At 55.1% G+C, this 20,155-nt stretch carries 15 protein-coding genes and 1 pseudogene; 7 read left to right on the top strand and 9 right to left on the bottom strand.

Annotated features, from left to right (window positions below; genetic code table 11):
• Positions 1–4: 4 nt before the first annotated feature.
• Genes wbjC through LJE98_RS19750 form a run of 3 tightly spaced genes read left to right on the top strand, consistent with a single transcriptional unit; the run spans position 5 to position 3,523 of the window.
• Positions 5–1,132 carry a UDP-2-acetamido-2,6-beta-L-arabino-hexul-4-ose reductase gene (wbjC, locus tag LJE98_RS19760; RefSeq protein ID WP_229576985.1) on the top strand — a complete coding sequence of 376 codons (1,128 nt, stop codon included), beginning with the start codon at positions 5–7 and terminating at the stop codon, positions 1,130–1,132.
• An 8-nt stretch (positions 1,133–1,140) separates the two neighbouring features.
• Positions 1,141–2,277 (top strand): non-hydrolyzing UDP-N-acetylglucosamine 2-epimerase, encoded by a 1,137-nt coding sequence (wecB, locus tag LJE98_RS19755; protein ID WP_229576984.1) that lies wholly within the window; start codon positions 1,141–1,143, stop codon positions 2,275–2,277.
• Between the two features lie 7 nt (positions 2,278–2,284).
• A complete protein-coding gene (locus LJE98_RS19750; protein WP_229576983.1) occupies positions 2,285–3,523 on the top strand; it encodes a glycosyltransferase family 4 protein in 1,239 nt (412 codons plus the stop codon).
• Positions 3,524–3,722: 199 nt separating this feature from the next.
• On the opposite strand, the gene LJE98_RS19745 is transcribed toward LJE98_RS19750, so the two are convergent.
• The 3 genes from LJE98_RS19745 to LJE98_RS19735 form a co-directional block, all read right to left on the bottom strand.
• Positions 3,723–4,667, bottom strand: a complete 945-nt coding sequence (locus LJE98_RS19745) for an NAD-dependent epimerase/dehydratase family protein (RefSeq protein WP_229576982.1) — start codon at positions 4,665–4,667, stop codon at positions 3,723–3,725.
• A 186-nt stretch (positions 4,668–4,853) separates the two neighbouring features.
• Positions 4,854–6,785, bottom strand: a complete 1,932-nt coding sequence (locus LJE98_RS19740) for a polysaccharide biosynthesis protein (RefSeq protein ID WP_229576981.1) — start codon at positions 6,783–6,785, stop codon at positions 4,854–4,856.
• Positions 6,786–6,804: 19 nt separating this feature from the next.
• On the bottom strand, positions 6,805–7,371 hold the full coding sequence (locus tag LJE98_RS19735) for a sugar transferase (protein ID WP_229576980.1): 567 nt from the start codon (positions 7,369–7,371) through the stop codon (positions 6,805–6,807).
• 640 nt (positions 7,372–8,011) lie between these two features.
• Here LJE98_RS19735 and LJE98_RS19730 point away from each other — a divergent pair.
• The 4 genes and pseudogenes from LJE98_RS19730 to LJE98_RS20270 all read left to right on the top strand — a co-directional run.
• Positions 8,012–9,244, top strand: coding sequence for a hypothetical protein (locus LJE98_RS19730; RefSeq protein ID WP_229576979.1), 1,233 nt, complete (start codon positions 8,012–8,014; stop codon positions 9,242–9,244).
• Positions 9,245–9,336: 92 nt separating this feature from the next.
• On the top strand, positions 9,337–10,389 hold the full coding sequence (locus LJE98_RS19725; protein WP_229576978.1) for an acyltransferase family protein: 1,053 nt from the start codon (positions 9,337–9,339) through the stop codon (positions 10,387–10,389).
• Positions 10,386–11,480: a glycoside hydrolase family 5 protein gene (locus tag LJE98_RS19720; RefSeq protein ID WP_229576977.1), complete on the top strand. Its 1,095-nt coding sequence runs from the start codon at positions 10,386–10,388 to the stop codon at positions 11,478–11,480. Before LJE98_RS19725 ends, LJE98_RS19720 begins: the two co-directional genes overlap by 4 nt.
• 76 nt (positions 11,481–11,556) lie before the next feature.
• Positions 11,557–12,174 (top strand): annotated as a pseudogene (locus LJE98_RS20270) (Wzz/FepE/Etk N-terminal domain-containing protein); the annotation flags it as partial.
• A gap of 876 nt (positions 12,175–13,050) precedes the next feature.
• Here LJE98_RS20270 and LJE98_RS20265 read toward each other — a convergent pair.
• The 6 genes from LJE98_RS20265 to LJE98_RS19685 all read right to left on the bottom strand — a co-directional run bounded on the left by LJE98_RS20265 (position 13,051) and on the right by LJE98_RS19685 (position 19,900).
• Entirely contained in the window at positions 13,051–13,854 is an 804-nt protein-coding gene (locus LJE98_RS20265) for a toll/interleukin-1 receptor domain-containing protein (protein WP_229576976.1), read from the bottom strand.
• Between the two features lie 451 nt (positions 13,855–14,305).
• On the bottom strand, positions 14,306–15,388 hold the full coding sequence (locus LJE98_RS19705) for a hypothetical protein (protein ID WP_229576975.1): 1,083 nt from the start codon (positions 15,386–15,388) through the stop codon (positions 14,306–14,308).
• Entirely contained in the window at positions 15,385–16,089 is a 705-nt protein-coding gene (locus LJE98_RS19700; protein ID WP_229576974.1) for a hypothetical protein, read from the bottom strand. Before LJE98_RS19700 ends, LJE98_RS19705 begins: the two co-directional genes overlap by 4 nt.
• Positions 16,082–16,558: a hypothetical protein gene (locus LJE98_RS19695; RefSeq protein WP_229576973.1), complete on the bottom strand. Its 477-nt coding sequence runs from the start codon at positions 16,556–16,558 to the stop codon at positions 16,082–16,084. The genes LJE98_RS19700 and LJE98_RS19695 overlap by 8 nt, the downstream gene beginning before the upstream one ends.
• 337 nt (positions 16,559–16,895) lie before the next feature.
• Positions 16,896–17,945 carry an SMEK domain-containing protein gene (locus LJE98_RS19690; RefSeq protein WP_229576972.1) on the bottom strand — a complete coding sequence of 350 codons (1,050 nt, stop codon included), beginning with the start codon at positions 17,943–17,945 and terminating at the stop codon, positions 16,896–16,898.
• A gap of 35 nt (positions 17,946–17,980) precedes the next feature.
• Positions 17,981–19,900 (bottom strand): ATP-dependent nuclease, encoded by a 1,920-nt coding sequence (locus tag LJE98_RS19685; protein WP_229576971.1) that lies wholly within the window; start codon positions 19,898–19,900, stop codon positions 17,981–17,983.
• Between the last annotated feature and the right edge of the window lie 255 nt (positions 19,901–20,155).

Raw genomic sequence — 20,155 nt, 5'->3', positions numbered from 1 at the left:
TTCAGTGAAGGTACTCATCACCGGTGTCAATGGGTTTATCGGCAAAAACCTTAGGCTACATCTGGCAGAGCGCGCTGACGTGGAGGTTGTCGGTTTTACGCGTGAGCAAGAATCGTCTCAGATACCCGAATTGCTGGATGGTGTGGATTTCGTTTTCCATTTGGCGGGCGTTAACCGGCCGCGCGAAACGGCAGATTTTGCTGTGGGTAATGCCGACTTGACGGCCAAGCTTTGTGTAGCGGTGGCTAGCGTGTTCAGCGCCACCGGCCGTAGAATTCCCGTAGTTTTTTCGTCATCTATCCAGGCAGCACTTGATAACCCCTATGGCGCAAGCAAACGGGCTGCTGAAGACACCTTGTTTGCCCTGCAGCGTCAGCATGGGGTGCCTGTGCACCTCTTCCGGCTGCCCAATGTATTTGGAAAGTGGTGCAAGTCTAACTACAACTCGGCCATCGCAACGTTTTGTCACAACGTGGCTCGCGATCTGCCCATTAGAGTTGATGATCCCACTGCCCGCTTGACCTTGGTGTATGTGGACGACGTCGTGCGGCGCTTTATCAGCTTGATGGATGGTGCCGATGCGGTGCCAAATGATGATGGCTTTGAGGTGGTGGCTCCCCAGTACACGACTACCGTGGGTGACGTGGCCCGACTGATCCACTCATTTAGGGATAGCCGTCAAAACCTGATGACCGAGCGTGTGGGCAGCGGGATGGTCCGGGCGCTGTATGCCACGTATGTGAGCTATTTGCCGCCCGAAGCCTTTGCTTACTCGGTGCCGATGTATCGAGATCCGCGTGGCGTATTTGCAGAGATGCTCAAGACACCTGACTGCGGGCAGTTTAGCTACTTTACGGCATATCCTGGTGTTACACGCGGTGGACATTATCACCACAGCAAAACTGAAAAATTTCTGGTCATTAAAGGGCAGGCCCGCTTCAAGTTTCGCCAGATGCACACTGGCGAAACCCATGAGTTGACGACCAGCGGCGAGAAAGCCGAAATCGTGGAAACCGCGCCGGGCTGGACGCACGACATCACCAACATAGGCTATGACGAAATGATCGTGATGCTTTGGGCCAATGAGGTGTTTGAACGCCAGCGCCCTGATACCATTGTGTGCCCGCTATGAGCGCCCTTGTGAAAAAACTGAAAGTTATGTCGGTCGTGGGTACGCGGCCGGAGATCATTCGCCTGTCGCGTGTACTTGCGGCGCTCGATCTGCATTGCGACCATGTGTTGGTCCACACCGGCCAGAACTACGACTACGAACTGAACCAAGTGTTTTTTGAGGACTTGGGCATACGAAAGCCCGACTACTTCTTGAACAGCGCCGAAGGCAGCACTGGCGCTGCCAATACAATTGGTAATCTCATTACTGCCGTGGACGGCGTGTTGGCAGAAGTGCAGCCCGAAGCTATGTTGGTGTTGGGCGATACTAACAGTTGCTTATCTGTAATCCCTGCCAAGCGACGCAAGATCCCGATCTTCCATATGGAAGCGGGCAACCGTTGTTTTGACCAGCGTGTGCCGGAAGAAACCAATCGCCGCATCGTCGACCATACTGCGGATATCAATCTGACTTACAGCAGCATTGCTCGCGACTATCTGCTGCGAGAGGGACTGCCGCCGGACCAAGTCATTAAAACCGGTAGTCCAATGTATGAGGTGCTTCACCACTACCTTCCTGCAATCCAGGCTTCTGACGCATTGGACCGATTAGAGTTGCAGCCCGAGCAGTATTTTGTGGTTAGTGCCCATCGCGAAGAGAATATCGACTCAGAAAAGTCGTTCACCAAACTCGTGGCAGTGCTGAACACTCTGGCTGAAGAGCATGATTTGCCAGTGGTTGTGTCGACTCACCCGCGTACACAAAAGCGGGTGGATGCAACTGGAGCTATATTCCATCCCATGGTCCGCCTCATGAAACCGTTGGGTTTTCACGACTACGTAAACCTGCAAATGCAGGCGAGAGCGGTCCTATCCGACAGTGGCACCATCAATGAGGAGTCCTCCATTCTCAACTTTCCTGCGCTAAACCTCCGAGAAGCCCATGAGCGTCCGGAGGGAATGGAGGAAGCTGCCGTGATGATGGTGGGTTTGGAGGTGGACCGTGTACGCCAGGGCTTGGCCATTCTGGCCTCACAGTCGCGTGGTGCAGACCGCAGCCTGCCGATAGTGGCGGATTACCGCATGCCCAACGTCAGCGACAAGGTGGTTCGCATCATTCATAGCTATACAGACTACGTAAACCGCGTTGTTTGGAAGAATTACTGAGGCACATTTGCGGATTCTTGTCGTCAGTCAGTACTTTTGGCCTGAGAATTTTCGTATCAATGATCTGGTGCGCGAATTGAATGCGCGCGATCACGAAGTCACAGTGCTCACAGGGCGTCCCAACTACCCCGCGGGAGAAATTTTTCCAGAATACCTTCAGAGCCCGGCCAGCTTCGCACGGTTCGACGGGGTAACGATCCATCGGGTGCCGATGTTAGCGCGAGGTAGCGGATCATTGCGACTTGCCCTCAACTATCTGAGCTTCGTGCTGGGAGCCAGCTTGTTCGCACCTTGGAAGTTGCGCGGCTACCGCCCCGATGTAATTTTCGTTTTCGAACCTTCGCCGGTGACGGTCGGCTTTCCTGCAGTATTCTTAGGTCGCATCAAGCGCTGTCCGGTGGTGTTCTGGGCGCTGGATTTGTGGCCCGAGACACTGGCCGCTGTAGGGGTGATCCGACACCCCGTGGCTCTGAGCGCGGTAGCTGGGATGGTGCGGTTCATTTACAATCGATGCACACTGGTACTGGGACAGTCACGCTCCTTCCTACCCTCCATTGCACGCCACTGCGACGACACCAGCAAGGTGCGTTACTTCCCGAGTTGGGCCGAAGACCTTTACCAGCATCAAGTGGATGAGCCCGTTCCAGAGATTCCAAAGGCGCCAGGAAGTTTCAATATTGTCTTTGCCGGCAACGTCGGGGACGCGCAGGACTTCCCGGCGATCCTCGATGCGGCTGACCGTTTGAAACACTTTAATGAGATCCGATGGGTGATTGTCGGTGACGGTCGCCGTTCAGCTTGGGTATCTGAGCAAGTCCAAGCAAGGGGGCTAGATGATCGGGTCTTGCTGGTCGGGCGTTATCCCATAGAACGTATGCCTGCTTTTTATGCCATGGCAGACGTATTGCTGGTCAGCCTAAAGAAAGACCCAACATTCAGCATGACGATTCCTGGCAAGGTGCAATCCTATTTGGCTGCCGGCCGACCCATTCTCGGTATGCTGGACGGCGAGGGCGCTGATGTGATCGAGCGAGCAGGCGCGGGAATGGTGTGCCCTGCGGGAGATAGCGAAGGTTTGGCAGAATTAATTCAAAAGTTCGCTAAAACGTCGACAGAGGAGCGGCAGCGAATGGGAGAAAGTGGGCGCGCCTACGCGCAGGTCGAGTTTGATCGAGGTAGATTGGTCACCAAGCTGCTCAATCTGCTGGAGGAGGCGATAAGCCTTCATCAACAAAAACAATTTTAATCGTTGCTTCCCGCGTACACTTTCAACGAGCGGTGCATCGCTACCTGAGGTCAAATTTCACTCCATATAGCGGCAGAACATTGGTTTTTGACATGAGCACCAATGCGCACCCAAGTTTGAACTAGCGGGAATTTCGATTATTCGCGGGCATGTCATTAGCCAAATTTTGTGATCACTGGTTCGCATTACTTAGGGATGTCTACCCCGCGGTGTTCATCGGCCTTTTTATCATTCGGTGATCATGTATACTGGTAGCGACGTTGCGTGGGAACCATTCCAAATGCCTGCAGGTCCGCTCAATATCGACTTGAAGGTTGTCCGTTAGCCGGGCGATCGCAGCCTCTCTCCTCAAAAGTGGACCGATGCAGCGAAGGAGCGCTGAAGGAACCGGAATGCTTTTCAGCCGACGTCCTGCTGCCGTGGCCAGTTTCTCGATTAACTCGTGTGTTGAAAGATCTTGCCCATCACTGACCAAAAGCACTTGGTTACCGGCCTTTGGATGATCCAGCACTGTGATCAACAGATCGCAAAGATTCTCGACATGCACAAACGACCGTTTGTTCTTCACGGCCGCAAAGATCGACGGCATCCCGCTCGCTGCCCACTTCATCAAGCTGCGGAAATTTCCTCTCACCCCCGGCCCATACACAAGGGGAGGGCGGATAATGGTGATTTCCATGCCGGTTTGCCGACCCAACTCCAATAGCGCCACTTCAGCTTCCGCTTTCGAAATGCCGTAAGGGTCCTGCGGGTTCCGTGGATCGCCGGCGGTAAATGGCTTCCCAGGCTCGGTGCGCTCTCCGTTTACTTTGATTGAACTTACGAACACGAAGCGGCGTACACCGGCCCCTGCCGCCTGTCGGGCGAGATTGACCGTGGCTGTAACATTTGCCTCCCGAAACAGGGAAAGTGGATCAGATGCGGTTTCCCGCATGACATGAACACGCGCCGCAAGGTGAACGACAGTGTCTACCCCCTTAAGGCAGTTGCTCCAGTTCATTTCGGGTCCATAGGTCTTGATGGTTATCAGGCCCGGCACCGTTCCCCGGGTGACACCGCGAACTGGTAGGCCGCGTCGTTTCATCTCCTCCATGAAGTGCGATCCGACAAAGCCCGAGGCGCCGGTCACCAGGGTCGTACCCATAACGTCTGCTCCATTTCCGTCGATCCGACGATGCCCGCTGCGCTGTATCATTGTCCTGGGGTATGTGACCTACGGGTCGTCACTCAAGTGATGTGCGGCCAATAAGACTTGAACGTACTTTCTCGCCTTTCGCCGCGTTCCAAATCAAACGATGACCATGCGAACCAGCACGTCGTCTTGCTGCCTTCAGACATGGTCAACAGTCGGATGCGGTAATTCTTCTTCTGAGATCAGTGCGAACAGAAGTGCCCTAGCCTGCGCTTCGCCTTCAGCGGCAATCGCATGTTCAAGTTCCCGCAACCAAGCGGCGATGTCGTAGTTGGCAATTGCCGTCGAGTCGGCGCGCATGATTTTCGGATGACGGGTCGGCTGCGCATTGCTTCGGTCGTAGAACAGCTCTTCGAAGAGCTTTTCTCCGGGGCGTTTGCCGATGACTTCGATGGCTATGCCGCTGTCCGGATTGTTGGCGTCTCGGACATTGAATCCCGCCAGACGGATCATGTTTTCCGCGAGGTCTCCGATACGAACGGGCTCGCCCATGTCCAGTAGGAAGACATCGCCCCCGGCCGAAAGCGCCCCGGCCTGGACGATCAATTCTGCGGCTTCGGGGATCGCCATGAAGTAACGAGTCATGTCCGGATCGGTGATCGTCACCGGCCCGCCTTTAGCGATTTGCTGTTTAAAAAGCGGCACGACTGAACCGTTTGATCCGATTACATTGCCGAAGCGGACGGCACAGAATACCTGTTTTTCGGGTTTCGTTCGCGCTTCAATCGCCATCTGCCGCACAACGAGTTCAGCCCAGCGCTTCGTTGCACCCATGACATTGGTCGGCCTAACCGCCTTGTCTGATGATATCAGCACGAAGCTCTCGACGTTTTGCTGAGCGGCGGTGGTCGCTACCGTCAATGTCCCGAAAACGTTGTTGCGGATGCCTTCCAGCACATTCGCCTCAACAAGCGGGACATGCTTGTGGGCGGCAGCGTGATAGAGGACCTGGACATTGTGGGTCCGGATGGCGCGCTCAACCGTTTTGGCGTCCGTCACGGAGCCAAGGACCGGGACGACTAGAGTGTTTCCTGCGGTTAACAGTTCCTGTTCGATGCGGTAGAGCGCATATTCGCTTGCTTCGAAAAGGATGAGCTTTTCCGGTTTGCGGCGGATGATGAGGCGACACAGCTCCGAACCTATGGACCCACCTGCACCCGTGACCATGACAATCTTGCCGGCCAGCGCCTGATCGAGTAACTCCGTGTCAGCCGGCACGAAAGAGCGGCCGAGCAATTCGTCGATTTCGATCTCGCGAATCTGGCTGACAATATAGCGGCCGTCCACCAGGTCCGAAATATCCGGTAGACTACGCACTTTCACGCCAAGACCCGTCACGCGGCCAAGCACCGCCTGTCGCTTGTCCATCGGTATGGACGACATGCTGAGCACGATTTCCGTGATACCGTAACGATCAATCAACGACGGAAGGTCGCTGGATGGAAACACACGGTAGCCGCCGATATCGCGCCCCTGATTTGTTGGGTCGTCGTCGATCAACCCCATGACATAGCGATTGCCATGGCCTCGGAGTGCTCGTGCGAGTTGAGCGGCGGCAGGACCTGCGCCGTAGATGAAGGTTGGCTCCTCGTCACGACGCAGGCCGGTGCCGGATACAAGGATCCATTTGGCGGCAAATCGCATGCCCCCGATTATGAGCGTTCCAAGAATGAAGTAGAGGAACGGCACAGAGCGGGGAACAATGCCTTGGCCGGCCATCTCCATCAGGAAGATAATGATGACCCAGCTCATCGTGGCGATCAGCATTGCCCTGATGATGGTCCAGATTGCGGCTTCCGGCAGGTAGCGGATCACAGATCGATAGAGGCCCAACCTGATGAATATTGGGATAGCCACCACGGGCGCGAATGCCGCGAGGATGAGGCGTTCGTTTGTGAGCGCCGGCGTCCAGACTGACAGTCGGATCGCATAACTTGCCCATAGGGCAATCATCAGTGCGATGATGTCGAGGCCGATCATGAAGACCCGCTTCCAGAAGCGCGGTGTCTTGATGATCTTTTCTCTGATGCGCTTGACCAGAGGCTGGTTGATCCATTCGGAAGCTAGCATGATCCTGCCGTTTAACTCACTAATGCTGGACGCCGGCTGCGCCTGCGACCTTTATGGCGGTCAGGCCCAGAATGCGCAAATCGAAAAGGAAGCTTCGACGCTTGAGATATTCTGCGTCGAGTGCGACCTTGTCCGGGATCGCCAGCTCGTCTCGCCCATTGACCTGAGCCCAACCTGTGAGCCCCGGCAGAAGCGTGTGTACATTCTGAGCCGTACGCGCGGCGATGAGGTCATCCTGATTGAACAGTGCCGGACGAGGGCCGACGAAACTCATGTCTCCCTTCAGGATGCACCAGAGCTGCGGAAGTTCGTCCAGGCTCGTTTTACGCAGGAAACTGCCAATAGGCGTGAGATGTCGTGAGGCGTCACCGAGAAGATGCGTGGCGACGACGGGCGTGTCGCTCCTCATCGTGCGGAACTTCGGCATCGAGAACAGGCGATTGTCGCGGCCCACGCGCTGCGACCAGTAGAGCGCGGGTCCTTGGGATGTGGAGCGCACGGCAAACGCCACGATGACCATCGGTATGGCGAAGATGATCAGCGCCATCAGGACGCCCGCGATGTCGCATGTTCGCTTCAAAAGCATGATGGTTGGCCCGAACTGGACTTACGAAACTCAATGCCCGGGTCATTACGGTAAATTGTCAGCGATCGCCAGAGCTGAAGTCATTAATAGGTTCTTGTCCTTAGGATTTTGCGCTGCGGGACGACCGCTTGAAATCAGCTGATTGATTCAGTCATCCGCATGCGTGATTCTGACCACCGCGCTCGCCATATCCGTAGACTGTCTTCACCCATGGCTTAGTAGCCCTTCGATGCTGATGATGCAGCACTGGCCTGGGCGAACAGCGATCACGGTTTTGAGCCTTCAAGTCTGCGTTCAGCCATCAATGGGGAGGGCATTGGCAGCGAAGTCCGACTCTGCCGGAGCGCCGAATTTGATCTCAATTGCACCCTCTCTAAGTACCGTTTTTATCTTTTGACAACATGACTTAGCCGAGTATCTGAAGACGCCGGTAGCGCTTGGCCACCTGGTCGAGAGTCCCACCTATTGCCGCAATTCTCAAGGGTAGGGCCTTCTTCAGCCCTGATCGGTAAGTGAGGCTCGTATAAAGGCCTGGAGCACAACCTGGGTGTCCTATTATTACCTATAAAGGCGCGGTTAACCTCGAAGCCAACTCGGCATTCCACTTCTCGCCATGCCGCGAGTCGGTTACCTCTGGTCCATGAATATCGGCACCCTTCACGATCCGCAGACGCGGTCTGTATCCGAGCCCGTCCGGCAGCACGGTCGGCTCGTGCGCGTCGTGGTGCCCCTGGCGGTGATGTACAATGGCTTTCTCGCGATCATCAATGCACATGTGATGCCGCTCGGCTTTGCCCATGTCGCGCTTGTCGAGATCACGCTCCTCTTCGTCACATTGCTCTATCTGCTCTATCGCGGTCTTTCGGAGGAGGCGCTGCCGATTGTTGCGCTGGTCGGCTTCTTTGCGCTGGTCATGCTCTATACCTCTGCCGCCAATGGCATGCTGTTCGTGGATTTTTTCCGCAACGTGCTGGTCATCGCGGTTTTCTGCCAGCTCGGCATGACGACCGACGGTCGCAGTCTCGCATTTGTATTCCGGGTGTGCTGCCTCTTCATTCTCTCGGTTCTGCTGGTCGAGATCTTCTTCACCAGCCTCTATGAGGACCTGTTCTATCCGGCGCTCTATTTCACCAATACGCGGGGTCTGGAGCAGATCGCGTTCGGCGGGGCGAAGATCTTTCAGAACGCGATCAATATTCCCGGGCGGTTCTCGTTCGGGCTCAGCGACCACCGGACTTCGTCCCTGTTTCTCGAACAGGTCTCGCTTGCCAATTTCTCCGGCGTGCTGTGCGTCTATCTCGTCAGCCGCTTCCGCCAGGTCACGCGATTCGACCGCGTGCTGATCCTCGTCACGGTCGCCTTCATCCTGCTGACCAATGATTCGCGCAGCATGCTGGCCTTCTCGCTCATCTGCCTCTTCGGCTATTTCCTGTTTCCGAAGGCCACCAACGGCATCAGGCCTTTGATCATGCCTGCGATCATCATCGCCGGGGCCCTGGTCTACCTGATGCGTCCGGATGCGAGCGGCGACACGTTCGATGGACGGATCGTGCTCACCATGAAGGGCTTTTTCAGCCTCGACTTCATCGAGCTGCTGGCGCTCGATGCGCGCAATGTCGCAAGCTTTGCCGATAGCGGCTATATCTATGTGATCAATGCCAGCACCGTGTTCGGGCTTGTGGCCTTCTGGCTGTTCGTCAGTTTTTATCCGGCAGGGCAGACCGCGGCGCAGAAGCGTTGCGCCTTCGCACTCGGCATTTTCATCTTCCTCAACATGATGATCGGGGGGACGGCGATCTTCTCGATCAAGGTGGCGGCACTTCTCTGGCTGCTTGTGGGCCAGATGCGCGTTGCCGAGCCGGAAACCCATTAACCGCATTGCAAGGTCTGCGGGGACAAACTGACGCGTCCCAGGCTATAACCGATCCACGGTCCACGCCTCCGTCCGACGGATTGCCATTCCTCATGTGCGTTCAACTGCAGTATATCAGGGCGATCGCAGCTCTTCTCGTCGTCTATTTCCATGCGATCCTGCAGCTGGAGAACCTCAATCCGGATGCCCCGATCACGGACGGTCTCTTCGGCAAGAGTGGCGTCGATCTCTTTTTCGTTCTCAGCGGTTTCGTCATGTGGATCACGACGTCGGACAAGCCGCAGTCCGTTGCCGACTTCTGGTGGAAGCGTGTCCGCCGCGTGGTGCCGCTCTATTGGGCCGTTACGCTGGCTGCCGCTTTCGTCGCCCTGATCGTTCCGCAGATCCTCAGAACCACCCAGTTCGACGTGCCGCATATTCTTGCCTCGCTTGCTTTCCTGCCGTGGCTCCATCCGGCCGACCCGGCAGGCGAGATGATCGCGCCGCTCATCGTGCCGGGCTGGACGCTGAACTACGAGATGTATTTCTACCTCCTGTTCGGCCTCTGCCTGCTCGTGCCGGTGCGACATCGCATCGTGGCGGTCACGGCGCTGATCGGCGGCGTCTTTCTCGTCGCCAATCTTGTCCCCGAGAGCACGGCTGCCCGTTTCTATGGCGATACGGTGATCTTCGAATTCGTCGCCGGCATGGTCCTGGGCCGGATCTATAAGGCAGGGGTCCACATTGCCGCTCCCGTCGTCGCTGTCGGCGTAGCACTCGGCTTTGGCGTGCTCGTCTTTAACGACTATAACGACTTCGATCTGCCGCGCCTGATCACGATCGGCATGCCGGCAGCCCTCATCATCTTTTTCTCCACCGCGATCCGCATCCCGGATCTCAAGGCCTGGCGTTGGCTGAGGCTACTCGGCGATGCCTCTTATTCCATCTATCTCACCCACATCTTCACACTGGCGGGTTCCCGCATGATCTACCCTTGGGTGATCGGCACGCTTCAGAGCGACACGCTCTTCGTCGTGCTGATGATGGCCATGTCCACCGCCGTTGGCCTTGCCAGCTACTTTCTCTTCGAGGTTCCGGTCGGACGCATTCTGTCATCGGGCAACCTGCCGCGTTTCGTTCGGCCGGCAAAGGTCAGAAACGTATGAGATGGGACACCGACATGTATCTGGAGGCTGTGAATTCGCGGCGCGGTCGCGCTGTTCTGTCAGGCCTGCTGGCGGGGTTTATTGCAAGCTCTGCCTCTGCCGGGCCCGCCGATCTCTGCTTCCGGGGATTGAATATTTCGGGCGCCGAATATGGCGAGTTCGACGGTGTCGAGGGGGTGAACTTCACTTACCCCTCGGCCTCCACGGTCTCCTACTTCGCCGACAAGGGGTTCGATACCGTCCGTTTGCCCTTCAAGTGGGAGCGCCTCCAGCCGCGGCTGGGCGAGGCCTTCGAGCGTACCGAGCTCGAACGTCTGAAGACCAGCGTCGCGGGCTTGAGGGACAAGGGTTTCCTCATCATCCTCGATCCGCATAATTTCGGCTATTATTCGGGTAATAACATCGGGTCGGCCGAGGTCTCGCCGCGACAGTTCGCACAATTCTGGATCCGGCTTGCGGCCGAATTTGCCAATGAGGACGGGATCGGCTTCGGGTTGATGAACGAGCCGCATGACATTGCGCCGGCCGTCTGGCTCGATGCGGCAAACCAGGCGATTGCCGGCATTCGTGCCGTCGGCGCGCGCAATCTCATCCTTGTGCCCGGGACCCACTGGAGCGGCGTGGTGACGTGGCCTGAGGATTTCGGCCAGGGATCGAATGCAATGACGATGCTCGGCATCATCGATCCGATCGACAATTACGCCTTTGAAGTTCACCAGTACATGGACAAGGATCTGTCGGGCACGAACGAGGCTTGCGTCAATGCGGACCTGGCGGTCGACGGGATGGAGAAACTCTCGGATTGGCTGCGCCTCCACGGCAAGCGCGCCTTTCTCGGCGAGTTCGGCGGATCAAAGGATGCAGACTGCCTGGCCGGTCTGACGCGGATGACAGATCACATGGCGAGCCATTCCGACGTCTGGCTCGGCTGGACCTATTGGGCCGGCGGGGACTGGTGGTCGCCCGAGGAGGGCAACAATATCCAGCCGACAGCGGAGGGCGATCGTGCCCAGCTTTCCGTGCTTCTACCGGCTCTCAAACCCGATGCCACAGATCCGGGGGCATGCCTGCGTATTCCGCCCGCTGGATAAGACTTAATTAACCGTAAATACTCATAGTTCAGCAAGAAACGGGCGGCTCGCAAGCCCCCGCTGGACCTCTACATGCATGGGCAAGCCAATCGTGAAAGATCTGACGCGAGGGATGAGCGAATTCGAACCTGGGCGTCGTGAGGCGGACGCACAGCCAACGTCTCCTGCCGGTGGCGGGAATGTCAGCTTGCGCCGTTATCTCGGCACGTCCGTCGACGAGCGCGAGGTGCGTGAGCCGCAGTCCCGCCGGCCGCTCACCATGGATGATATCGAGCAGCGGGCCCGGGAACGATTTGGCTGGGACCTCTCGGGCGGCAATGACGCGCCAGAGACTGTCCGGGGGGATGCACATCGCGACCCGGTAAACGAGCCCGCGCCGGACGAGCGCCCGGCAGCCGTGCAGCCGCTGGCGGCCGCGCCCGATACGCCGCTGGTGATCGACCTGAAATTCGTCGCGCTCGCTGCCTGGAAGTATCGCAGGGCGGTTCTTGCTGGTGCCATCGTCTGCGCGATCGCAGGCGGTGCCATGACGACGCTGCTGGCCCAAAAGTACAGCGCGACCGCGACGCTCTATTTCGATCCGCAGAAGCTTGCGGTGGAACTCGTCGAGAACGACAGGGCGACGTCGCCGGAAGTGCTCAATGCGACGATCGACAGCCAGACGCAGATCATCACATCCCGCACAGTCCTGGAGACCGTCGCCGGCAATCTGAAGCTCATGTCGGATCCCGAGTTTCTCGATCGCTCCTCGGACAATGCCGCCACTGACATGAACAAGGTGATCACCAACCTGCAAAAGCAGATCCTGGTGTCGCGCCAGGAGGGCACGTTCATCTTTCAGGTGAAGGTGACGACGAGGGAGGCTGAAAAGTCTGCCGCGATCGCCAATTCGCTGGTTGCAGCCTATCTCAAGGACAGCCGCGTCAATGCCGAGGACAGTTTCGGAAGCGTCAATACGAGCCTGGTCAACCAGCTGACGGCGCTCCGCAAGGCGGTGATCACCGCCGAGGCCGAGGTGCGCGCCTTCACTTCGCAGAACGATCTCTTCGCCGTGGGTGGTGACCAGATCGCCGACAAGCGTCTGCAGTCGCTCGACGACCTGCTCGTTGCCGCACAACAGAAGATCATCGAGGCCAAGGCGCAGCTCGACACCGTGTCGAGGCTCGACATCAATGATGTTCTCGTCGGTGACGCGGCGGCGTCGCGAACGCTCGGAGATCTCCGCAATCAATATGCGAGCCTTTCGGCCAATGTGAGCAGCCTGACCGAGCGCCTCGGGCCGCGGCATCCGCAATTGCAGTCGGCCAAGGCGTCGCTCGGCGATATCGAGCGGCAGATCCGCCTGGAACTCGAGCGGATGGTGGTCGCTTCGCGCAGTGCTTATGAGTCGGCGCAAAAGGAAGAGGCCGACATCCTCAAGGAACTCAATGTCCAGAAGGCATCCCAGACCACCAATTCGACGGCGCTGATCGAACTCAGCGAGCTGGAGCGCAAGGCCAAGGCCGCACGCGACGTCTACGAGGCCGTGCTGAAGCGCAGCGAGGAGACGGCGGCCGAGATGAGCCTCTACTCAAGCAATGTCCGCATCGTCGCCGAAGCCTTCCCGGCGCAAGCGCCCGATGGTCCAGGCCGCAAGGTTCTGCTGATGGCCGGCGCCTTCGGCGGCGGCCTCTTCGGCCTCGGCCTGGGGATCGTTCTCGCTGCTGGATTTGCGCTGTTCCGGTCGATGACGAGAAAGCAAATTGAACCTTGCCTTTAAGTCTTCAATCCCATCCAACTCCGAACAAGAACGCTCAAAGTACTCGCGGATATCGGCATAAGACTGGTCGGCAAAATCCTGGCGCTGGATCGAGTCGAATTCTTGTTTGATCTTAATCCGACGAGCATGGGCAGAGGTGCCAAATGCGGATGCCGCAGGTCGGACTTCGCTTGCTTTTTGGCTTGATATCAATCGCCTCAGGCCCGTGACTACATCAAGAAATGCGACGTTTGCGTTTGTCCATTCTGAGATCGGCTTGCCGTCTTTCGGCAGCGCCATGATCTTTCTGAACGGGGAGTTGAGCCAATCGCACGGCTCAATGATCACCGGCACTATGTGAAGCTGGCCCTGATCTGAAAGCCGCTGGGCCTCGGCAAACTCCTTCTCGTAGCAGTAGTTCGAGGCGAGATAATCTGGGCTAACCAGAGCGATGAAAAACTGCGCGCTTCCCAAGGCCTCCATGACCGACTGGTCAAGGGCCGCTCCTGGATTGATCGCGTGGTCCGTCCAGGTTTCGAGAAGGCCTTCACGCATCAAAACGGAAAGATGTTTATGAAGGCGCTCAAGGTAGGCTTCGTCTACGTGGGAATACGAAATGAATGCGCGTGCTGTCACTCAGGATCTCCGTCTTTACCTGAGGTCTAAAATACGCCTGCCTTCACTCACGGCCAAGTGGCAGGCGCGACTTGCCAACACTTTTGAGGGTGCAAGCCGCAATCCCGATCTAGAATAGTTGCATCCTTGATTTGTCGATCTGCCCGCGTCATCCTGAAAGTCTAATCCCTGGTTCGGCGCTAGTGACCTCAGGATTCAGCATTGGAGATGTCGGGGCGTGTTCCTTTGTCATCTGGCTCTGCCTTGAATGGTTTCAAACTAACAATGCTCAGACGGAGATAATCATTAATACGCTGCTCAAAACTGTCGTGAATACCCTTAAGGTTCTGTGGGGCCAGGTGGTCGGGGAACACGACATCGACATGAAGGTGTGTGAAAACTTAGCGTCAGCCAAGAGGCCGTAGAGGCGGTTCGAGTCCGCCACCCCACACATCAGGAAGCCAACAGATCGCTAGATGCAATTTCTTCCAAGTAGGCTGGCGATCTGTTCCAAGTTGTCTGTTGGAAATCTTATCAAGACGCTCTGCTTTGCACCCCTAGTTTGACCGATAGAGATATCTACCAGCTTTGCCTCGACTATCTGGCTCAAGAGACCTCTGTCGATTTTGATAGTCGCGAACCCGATATTGCCATCTTGTGAAAACTTATACGTGGTATCAACCCAATCGCCAAAATCGTCTTCATCGACCTTGAGGGCCAGGGTCATGGAATCTGAATCGCGGTTCCCTATGCCGTCAACTTTTCCCAGTCCAGGTGATGGCGGTGGAAGTTCTGATGCGAAGACAAGTCGCAGGTCTCTGCCGACGCAAACAAATGTCACCTTACCGCTTGTATCAGCGGTTTCAGTACGTGCCAGAACGCCATTCTTGTATGGTTCAAGGCGCAAAGGGAGAGCGCGTACTGGGTCCCATACAATTCTTAGTAGGCGCATCTCATCGCCTGTAAGTATGCGCATGCCGCTATTATCTTGCTTAGCAGCCCAATCTATGACGAGGGGATCAATGCCCATTCTTTGGGTGTATTCAAGAAGAACACCTGTTAGCCTTTGAACTGCCGTCAACTCGAGGCGGGTGTATACAGGTGCGTCTACGTTGGTCTCTGCTATGTCACCTGCGAACGCATGGATTCCGAGGGTGGAGCCATCCCGCACTTCACGTTTCACCCCGCCGAAGAAAGCGTAAACACAGGCCGACAGGCATTCTCCACCGGGCTCCTCATCGTAGACAGATGAACCTGCTCTTTGCTCGGCCTTGTAGACACTTACGACTACTCCACGCCTTCTAAACTCCTCTCCGAGCGCAATCGCCCCCTCCAGACTTCCTCCCTTGGAGTTAATCAGAACTCTTGCGCCTCCGACTTCGCGAAAGTCATCTACTGAGTCTATGGAGATATCGCCGTCTGCGACGATAAACTCGCACTCGTTGCAGTTCCCGCCATTGCTTGTCGAGACAAACGTCATCCTCTTCGCATCGGCTGGCTGAATTTGTAGACATAAAATAACGCCAGCTGCCAAAGCGAATTTGACAAATTTCATTCTATTGCTCTCAGTTTGACTTCAAAGGTCGCTGGATCATCATCGGGGCGCAGTCGGAGTAAGACGTTCGCATATCCGGTCCGTCTAATGAGCAAGCTCTCTGTGGAATTGGCTGATTTATTCACAGGAACAAAAAACTCCACGTTTGTCCGGAACTCAGTTCGGGTACCGTTGAACCAGACCTCAGCGTTGCCAGGCTCACTGTCTAGCTTGACCTTAACTCTCTCTGCGCCCGCCTGTGGAACCGTCCAAGCTGTCGCGCGTAAAATTGGTGGTACGTATGCGATCTCGCCCGTTGCGGGGAACTGGTCGATGACAAGTTTTACCACACGGGCATCTGTGACCAAATTGGGATCAACTCGCTCTATGCGCGCTTTGCCATTGCCGAAGACCGCGGATACGAGCGGCACTTCAAAAGCACGCTCAATGACCTCACCATCGTCGGAAATCTGGATGTCGCAATAAGCAATCGCTGGAGGGGATGTTTTATCGTCCAAGAACTGCAAACGATATGTGCCTCTGGGGAGGACAACGTGGTCAGAAAACAAACCAACGAATAGGTCGGCAATAATCTGTGTTCCCTCAATTCTTTGGAGGCGAACTTGGCCATCGCCTGGCATGTCTAATTGCACTACCGCTTCGCTCGATAGCGCTGGTGTAGCTACTAAAGATAGGAGCAGAAGCATGACCGGCTTAATCATTCAGGTGCCTCCAGATAATGGAACCGGCTACGAGTAATGCAGACAACAGCGTTGCCCAATATTGCCAAGTCATAATAATCCAAGACCAAGAGTTATCTAGGGGATCTTGACCTATGCGAATATCGTTGACCACCGACTGATGCAGAAGCTGCCCGAAAAACAGTGATGCGAGCGAAGCGCCGCATACGAAGACGAATATGCAAATTACTAGCTGAGATCGCTTTCCGTCATTTACCAAAACAACCCAGCAGGCAACCATCAGGGCTATAGACCAATTGGAAAAGGAACTGGATTGCGCGAGAAGGCCAGCCACCGCGGTTTGATAAAGTCCTGCCTGCACCTCTGGGGCTAACGCCTTAACTATTCCCGAAGACGACAACGTCCCTTCGAACAGAACAAGGTAGCCCACCGCCAGCAATGTCAGCGCCGTGGCCAGGCTCACGAAGCCGCGTCGTCTGAGAAATTCCACGCTTTATGCCCCACCCTGGAGAATCCGAAATCTCTTGTTGGCAGTTTGAGCAAGCCTCGGTTACGGCTGCAAGTCTTTTAACCGCGCCAACTGTCCGCACGTTTTTGGAAATCAATGTCCTTCCACTGTTCTTTCCAAAGCGTGAGATACTTTATGTCCGAGGACGCCGGTTCGGGTTCACACTTTTGGACGTATACGACGCAGGGCATGATGACTGCATCACCGATTAACAGCGCTTCACCCTGCTCAAGTGCGGGCATACCCTCGGTTAGTCATCACATCGGATTTGGCACGAATTTATCTGACATCTCAGCAGAAGGTGGGGCCCTAGCTGGGTTCAGGGCGTGTTCCCGAAGACTGAAAAGTCCAACGAAACGATGACACTTTTTGGCTCCAGTTGGCGATCTTTCAAAAAATCAAGGAACGCTCCGTCGAACCCATCTCTCTTGGCTCCAGGGAAATGAAACCTCCAGTAACCTGATTTGTGATATTCATGATCTTCTGGTTCGTCGTATGAGATGAACCGACGGTCTGCGAGAAACCTCAATTCGCCGACTGTGTCACCGTACTTTGAGCGCCTATCTATCTGATCAGCATTTACATGGTATCCCCAAGCACCTGCACCAGGGCGCTCCTCTCTCCAACTCAGCATCCATGCTAGGAACTCTCGAGAGATTCTTGGCAGTTCCGAAAGCGCGTCAGCAAAGCCATTCAAATCGCTCGCCGCTGCCTCCGTCTCGTCACCATAAATCTCTTCCGCGGTTGCTGAGGTTACGAACAGACTACCGTCCGTCAAAACGACGCCACTTCTCGGCTCTACATAGTCTTCAAGGCTAGTAGGAAACTTTCCGTCTTCGCCCCTCACTTCTAGTTCTACTCGGATTCTGACAGTCTCTGCCATGATCAGCCGATGTAAATCCTGAAGCTTCAAAATTGGCAACATGACCGCATCACGAATGAGATCCGTCATGTCCCAGATGTTGGCTTCACTAAAGCCGATCCTGGCGACGTCGGGTGTGTCCAGGGTGTAGCTCCCCTGCTTGCTACCAATCGCTAGAATAATAATGCGATTGTATTGCAGTAAATGTTCGTTCGTGACTTTTTCAAGCGTCTTTTTTACTTTCTGACTACTCGCTGTGGCCGTAACTTGAACTGCGACTTTTGAATAAATATCTCCAAGATCGAGGCCAGGTTCATTGGATCGATGCTTGTTCAGATTCGCTAGGTTCCAATTATGAACTGTGTTCAGGATGTCTCTAAAAAAATTCTCTAATAGGCTGTTTAGGGCAAGGTCGCCGATTTTTCCTCGCATTTCGACCTGATGCGCTATCGCAGAAAGTTCATCAACAATCTGTCCAATGAAATAACCGCGACTAGAACTCATCATTGCACCTCATTCACGAATTCAGAACCACCAAATGTTTATGCTAGGGTCTCATTGATCCTGATAAAGAGCTTCTCGAAGTTCGCCAAAGTTGTTTCCGAAAGCTTTCCAAGAACCTTGTCCTTGGACCGCAGGAGATAATCTGCTGGCTTATTGTGATCGAAGCGCCTCTCTCCAATGATACGAGCAATCTGGTTCACGATCGGGTCGGAGCCTTTCAATTCAGACTTTTTAATCTGCTTGCCGAAAGCGCCGTTGAACAATCCGAGATAGTCTTCGGTTTCGAAGAGGTCTTCGATGTCGGCCATGGCGGTTCCAGTTAGCTCTCCGACAGCGATTATTCTTTGGTCTGTAAGGAAGCCGGCTTTAGCCAGAGCAGTTAGCTTTTGGTGGCCTTCTTTCCGCGAGTCGACGAGGACGGTTACATCGAGGTGGTTTCCGAGAAGCGCAACAAAAGCAGGAATAACATCCGCCCCGCCGATGGGCATCATCGACCAACGTTCGTTCAGGCCCTTACGACCGAGGGATCTCAGGTGTTGGGAGATGGTGTCGAGATAGATGAAATCCGAAGGTCCCTCCAAGACAAGGTTATCCTTGGCTATGAACAGGTGCTGCGCAATATCGTATCCCAAGGCGCTCTGTAGGGGAAAAAGGGTGTCCCGGTCTGTTGTGAGAACGTCTGCGGTGACCACAGCTCCTCTCTCGATGCCCTTATCTTCAATCAGACGCGTTCGTTCAATCTTATTCGGTTGGATCATAAAGGGTGAATGCGTCGTGTAGATTACCTGACACCGCTCCGACAAGCGTTCCTCTATGAAGCGGAGGAAGTCCTTCTGCGCTTTTGCATGAAGGCTCAGGGCGGGTTCATCGAGGAGGATGATTATTGGCGTCTTGTCGAACTCATAGCGAGAGAACGCTGTGAGGAAGGAGAAGAACCACCTGAATCCAGAAGACCTCTCGTCAAACGGCAACGACAGCATGTGCTTGTCGTCATACATTCGCACCTGCAGTTCGTCTATGACTGAACTGTAGCCGCTTCCGTTAGGGACTTGCTTTTGAGTTAGGTCCATCATCACATTCAAATGAATGTTCGTGGACCAGTATGTCAGAACCTGCCGCTTGAGCTCGTTCGAGGTGTTCTCTAGCTCTCTTTTACGCGTTTCATAGTCACTGTCGAGCAGATGATCTTTCTCGAACTCTGCTAGTTGCAATAGCGCCAACGCCGTCTGTTCATTTTCGTCTAGAGTTTCTGGGTCCGCATCGAGAATCCTCCTGATCGGAACCCTGCTGGGGAGACTGCTGTACTCACTGTAGTAGAAGAATTTTGGAACGCGCTCTGCAAGTTTGCTCGCGATAACCGTGCGCATGGGTGCCTTTTTCGGAAGCATTTTCTCCAAATGGGCTACGAGCTCTTTTCTCAGTTCAGCTGTGTCTTCATCGTCGCCGTCCGTGTAAGCGTCGATTGCCGTCCGCAATTCTTCAAAATTCGTACATGCATGAACGGTAGCCAGTTCCTTGTCGGGATCGTAGGTCCCAAGGAAGTTCTTCACTGCAACCGCTTCATCAGTGTCGAACACCGAGAGGGGGCTGTTGTTGTAGCGCCGTTTGTACGTGAATTCCGTTGATGTCAGTACGCCTGGGCCGAAGACTTCCTCGACAGCGTCGTGATCCGTTTTCTCAAGTTCAAAAGTCGCGGCAATAGGAAAGGTGTCGTCTAGGTCTTCGTCTTTGGCCTTGGCTTCTCGACGGTGCTTTTTCTCAAGCCAAGCGGGGTAGTGCTTGGCCGAGTCGAACTTGACTGCACCCTGTGCAGGCTTGAGGCGACGAAGAGCTTCGAGAAAGGCCGACTTGCCAGATTCGTTTTTGCCAACGAGGCATGTGATCTTGTCGTCTATTTCGACTTCAGAAGAGTCCAAGATGTGTTTGAAGTTCTTGATCTGAACAGTCCTGAGGCGCATGTACCCCTCCCAATTGTATGCACCAAAAATGATGTGCTCTGCTGGCGACGGTTGCAAGGCCTTAGTATTCACATCCAATGCTTTTTGCATGTCCGTAGGCGAATTTCTGTGAAGAATTGCCACTGTCGTTGATGTTTTTTCGTTTCCTTTCAAATTACCCGAAGCTTAATGTGGTTAAGTTTCGCTTCTCCAGATGCATTTTGAGATTCATCAAAATATTATTTCTTTCATTGGTCATTGCCGACCGTACAATTG

Source organism: Rhizobium sp. 'Codium 1', from assembly GCF_020889605.1.
In the GTDB taxonomy this organism is placed as follows: Bacteria; Pseudomonadota; Alphaproteobacteria; order Rhizobiales; family Rhizobiaceae; genus Allorhizobium; species Allorhizobium algae.
The sequence above is the reverse complement of the archived record's forward strand: the minus strand, read 5'-3'. Positions and strand labels throughout refer to the sequence as shown.

What these genes read in the sequence shown, in the direction of transcription:
- LJE98_RS19700 (WP_229576974.1), bottom strand. Translation starts at nt 16,089, where the DNA reads ATGATTAAGCCGGTCATGCTTCTGCTCCTATCTTTAGTAGCTACACCA.
- LJE98_RS19730 (WP_229576979.1), top strand. Translation starts at nt 8,012, where the DNA reads ATGAATATCGGCACCCTTCACGATCCGCAGACGCGGTCTGTATCCGAG.
- LJE98_RS19745 (WP_229576982.1), bottom strand. Translation starts at nt 4,667, where the DNA reads ATGGGTACGACCCTGGTGACCGGCGCCTCGGGCTTTGTCGGATCGCAC.
- LJE98_RS19725 (WP_229576978.1), top strand. Translation starts at nt 9,337, where the DNA reads ATGTGCGTTCAACTGCAGTATATCAGGGCGATCGCAGCTCTTCTCGTC.
- LJE98_RS19735 (WP_229576980.1), bottom strand. Translation starts at nt 7,371, where the DNA reads ATGCTTTTGAAGCGAACATGCGACATCGCGGGCGTCCTGATGGCGCTG.
- LJE98_RS19740 (WP_229576981.1), bottom strand. Translation starts at nt 6,785, where the DNA reads ATGCTAGCTTCCGAATGGATCAACCAGCCTCTGGTCAAGCGCATCAGA.
- LJE98_RS19720 (WP_229576977.1), top strand. Translation starts at nt 10,386, where the DNA reads ATGAGATGGGACACCGACATGTATCTGGAGGCTGTGAATTCGCGGCGC.
- LJE98_RS19685 (WP_229576971.1), bottom strand. Translation starts at nt 19,900, where the DNA reads ATGCGCCTCAGGACTGTTCAGATCAAGAACTTCAAACACATCTTGGAC.
- LJE98_RS19705 (WP_229576975.1), bottom strand. Translation starts at nt 15,388, where the DNA reads ATGAAATTTGTCAAATTCGCTTTGGCAGCTGGCGTTATTTTATGTCTA.
- LJE98_RS19690 (WP_229576972.1), bottom strand. Translation starts at nt 17,945, where the DNA reads ATGATGAGTTCTAGTCGCGGTTATTTCATTGGACAGATTGTTGATGAA.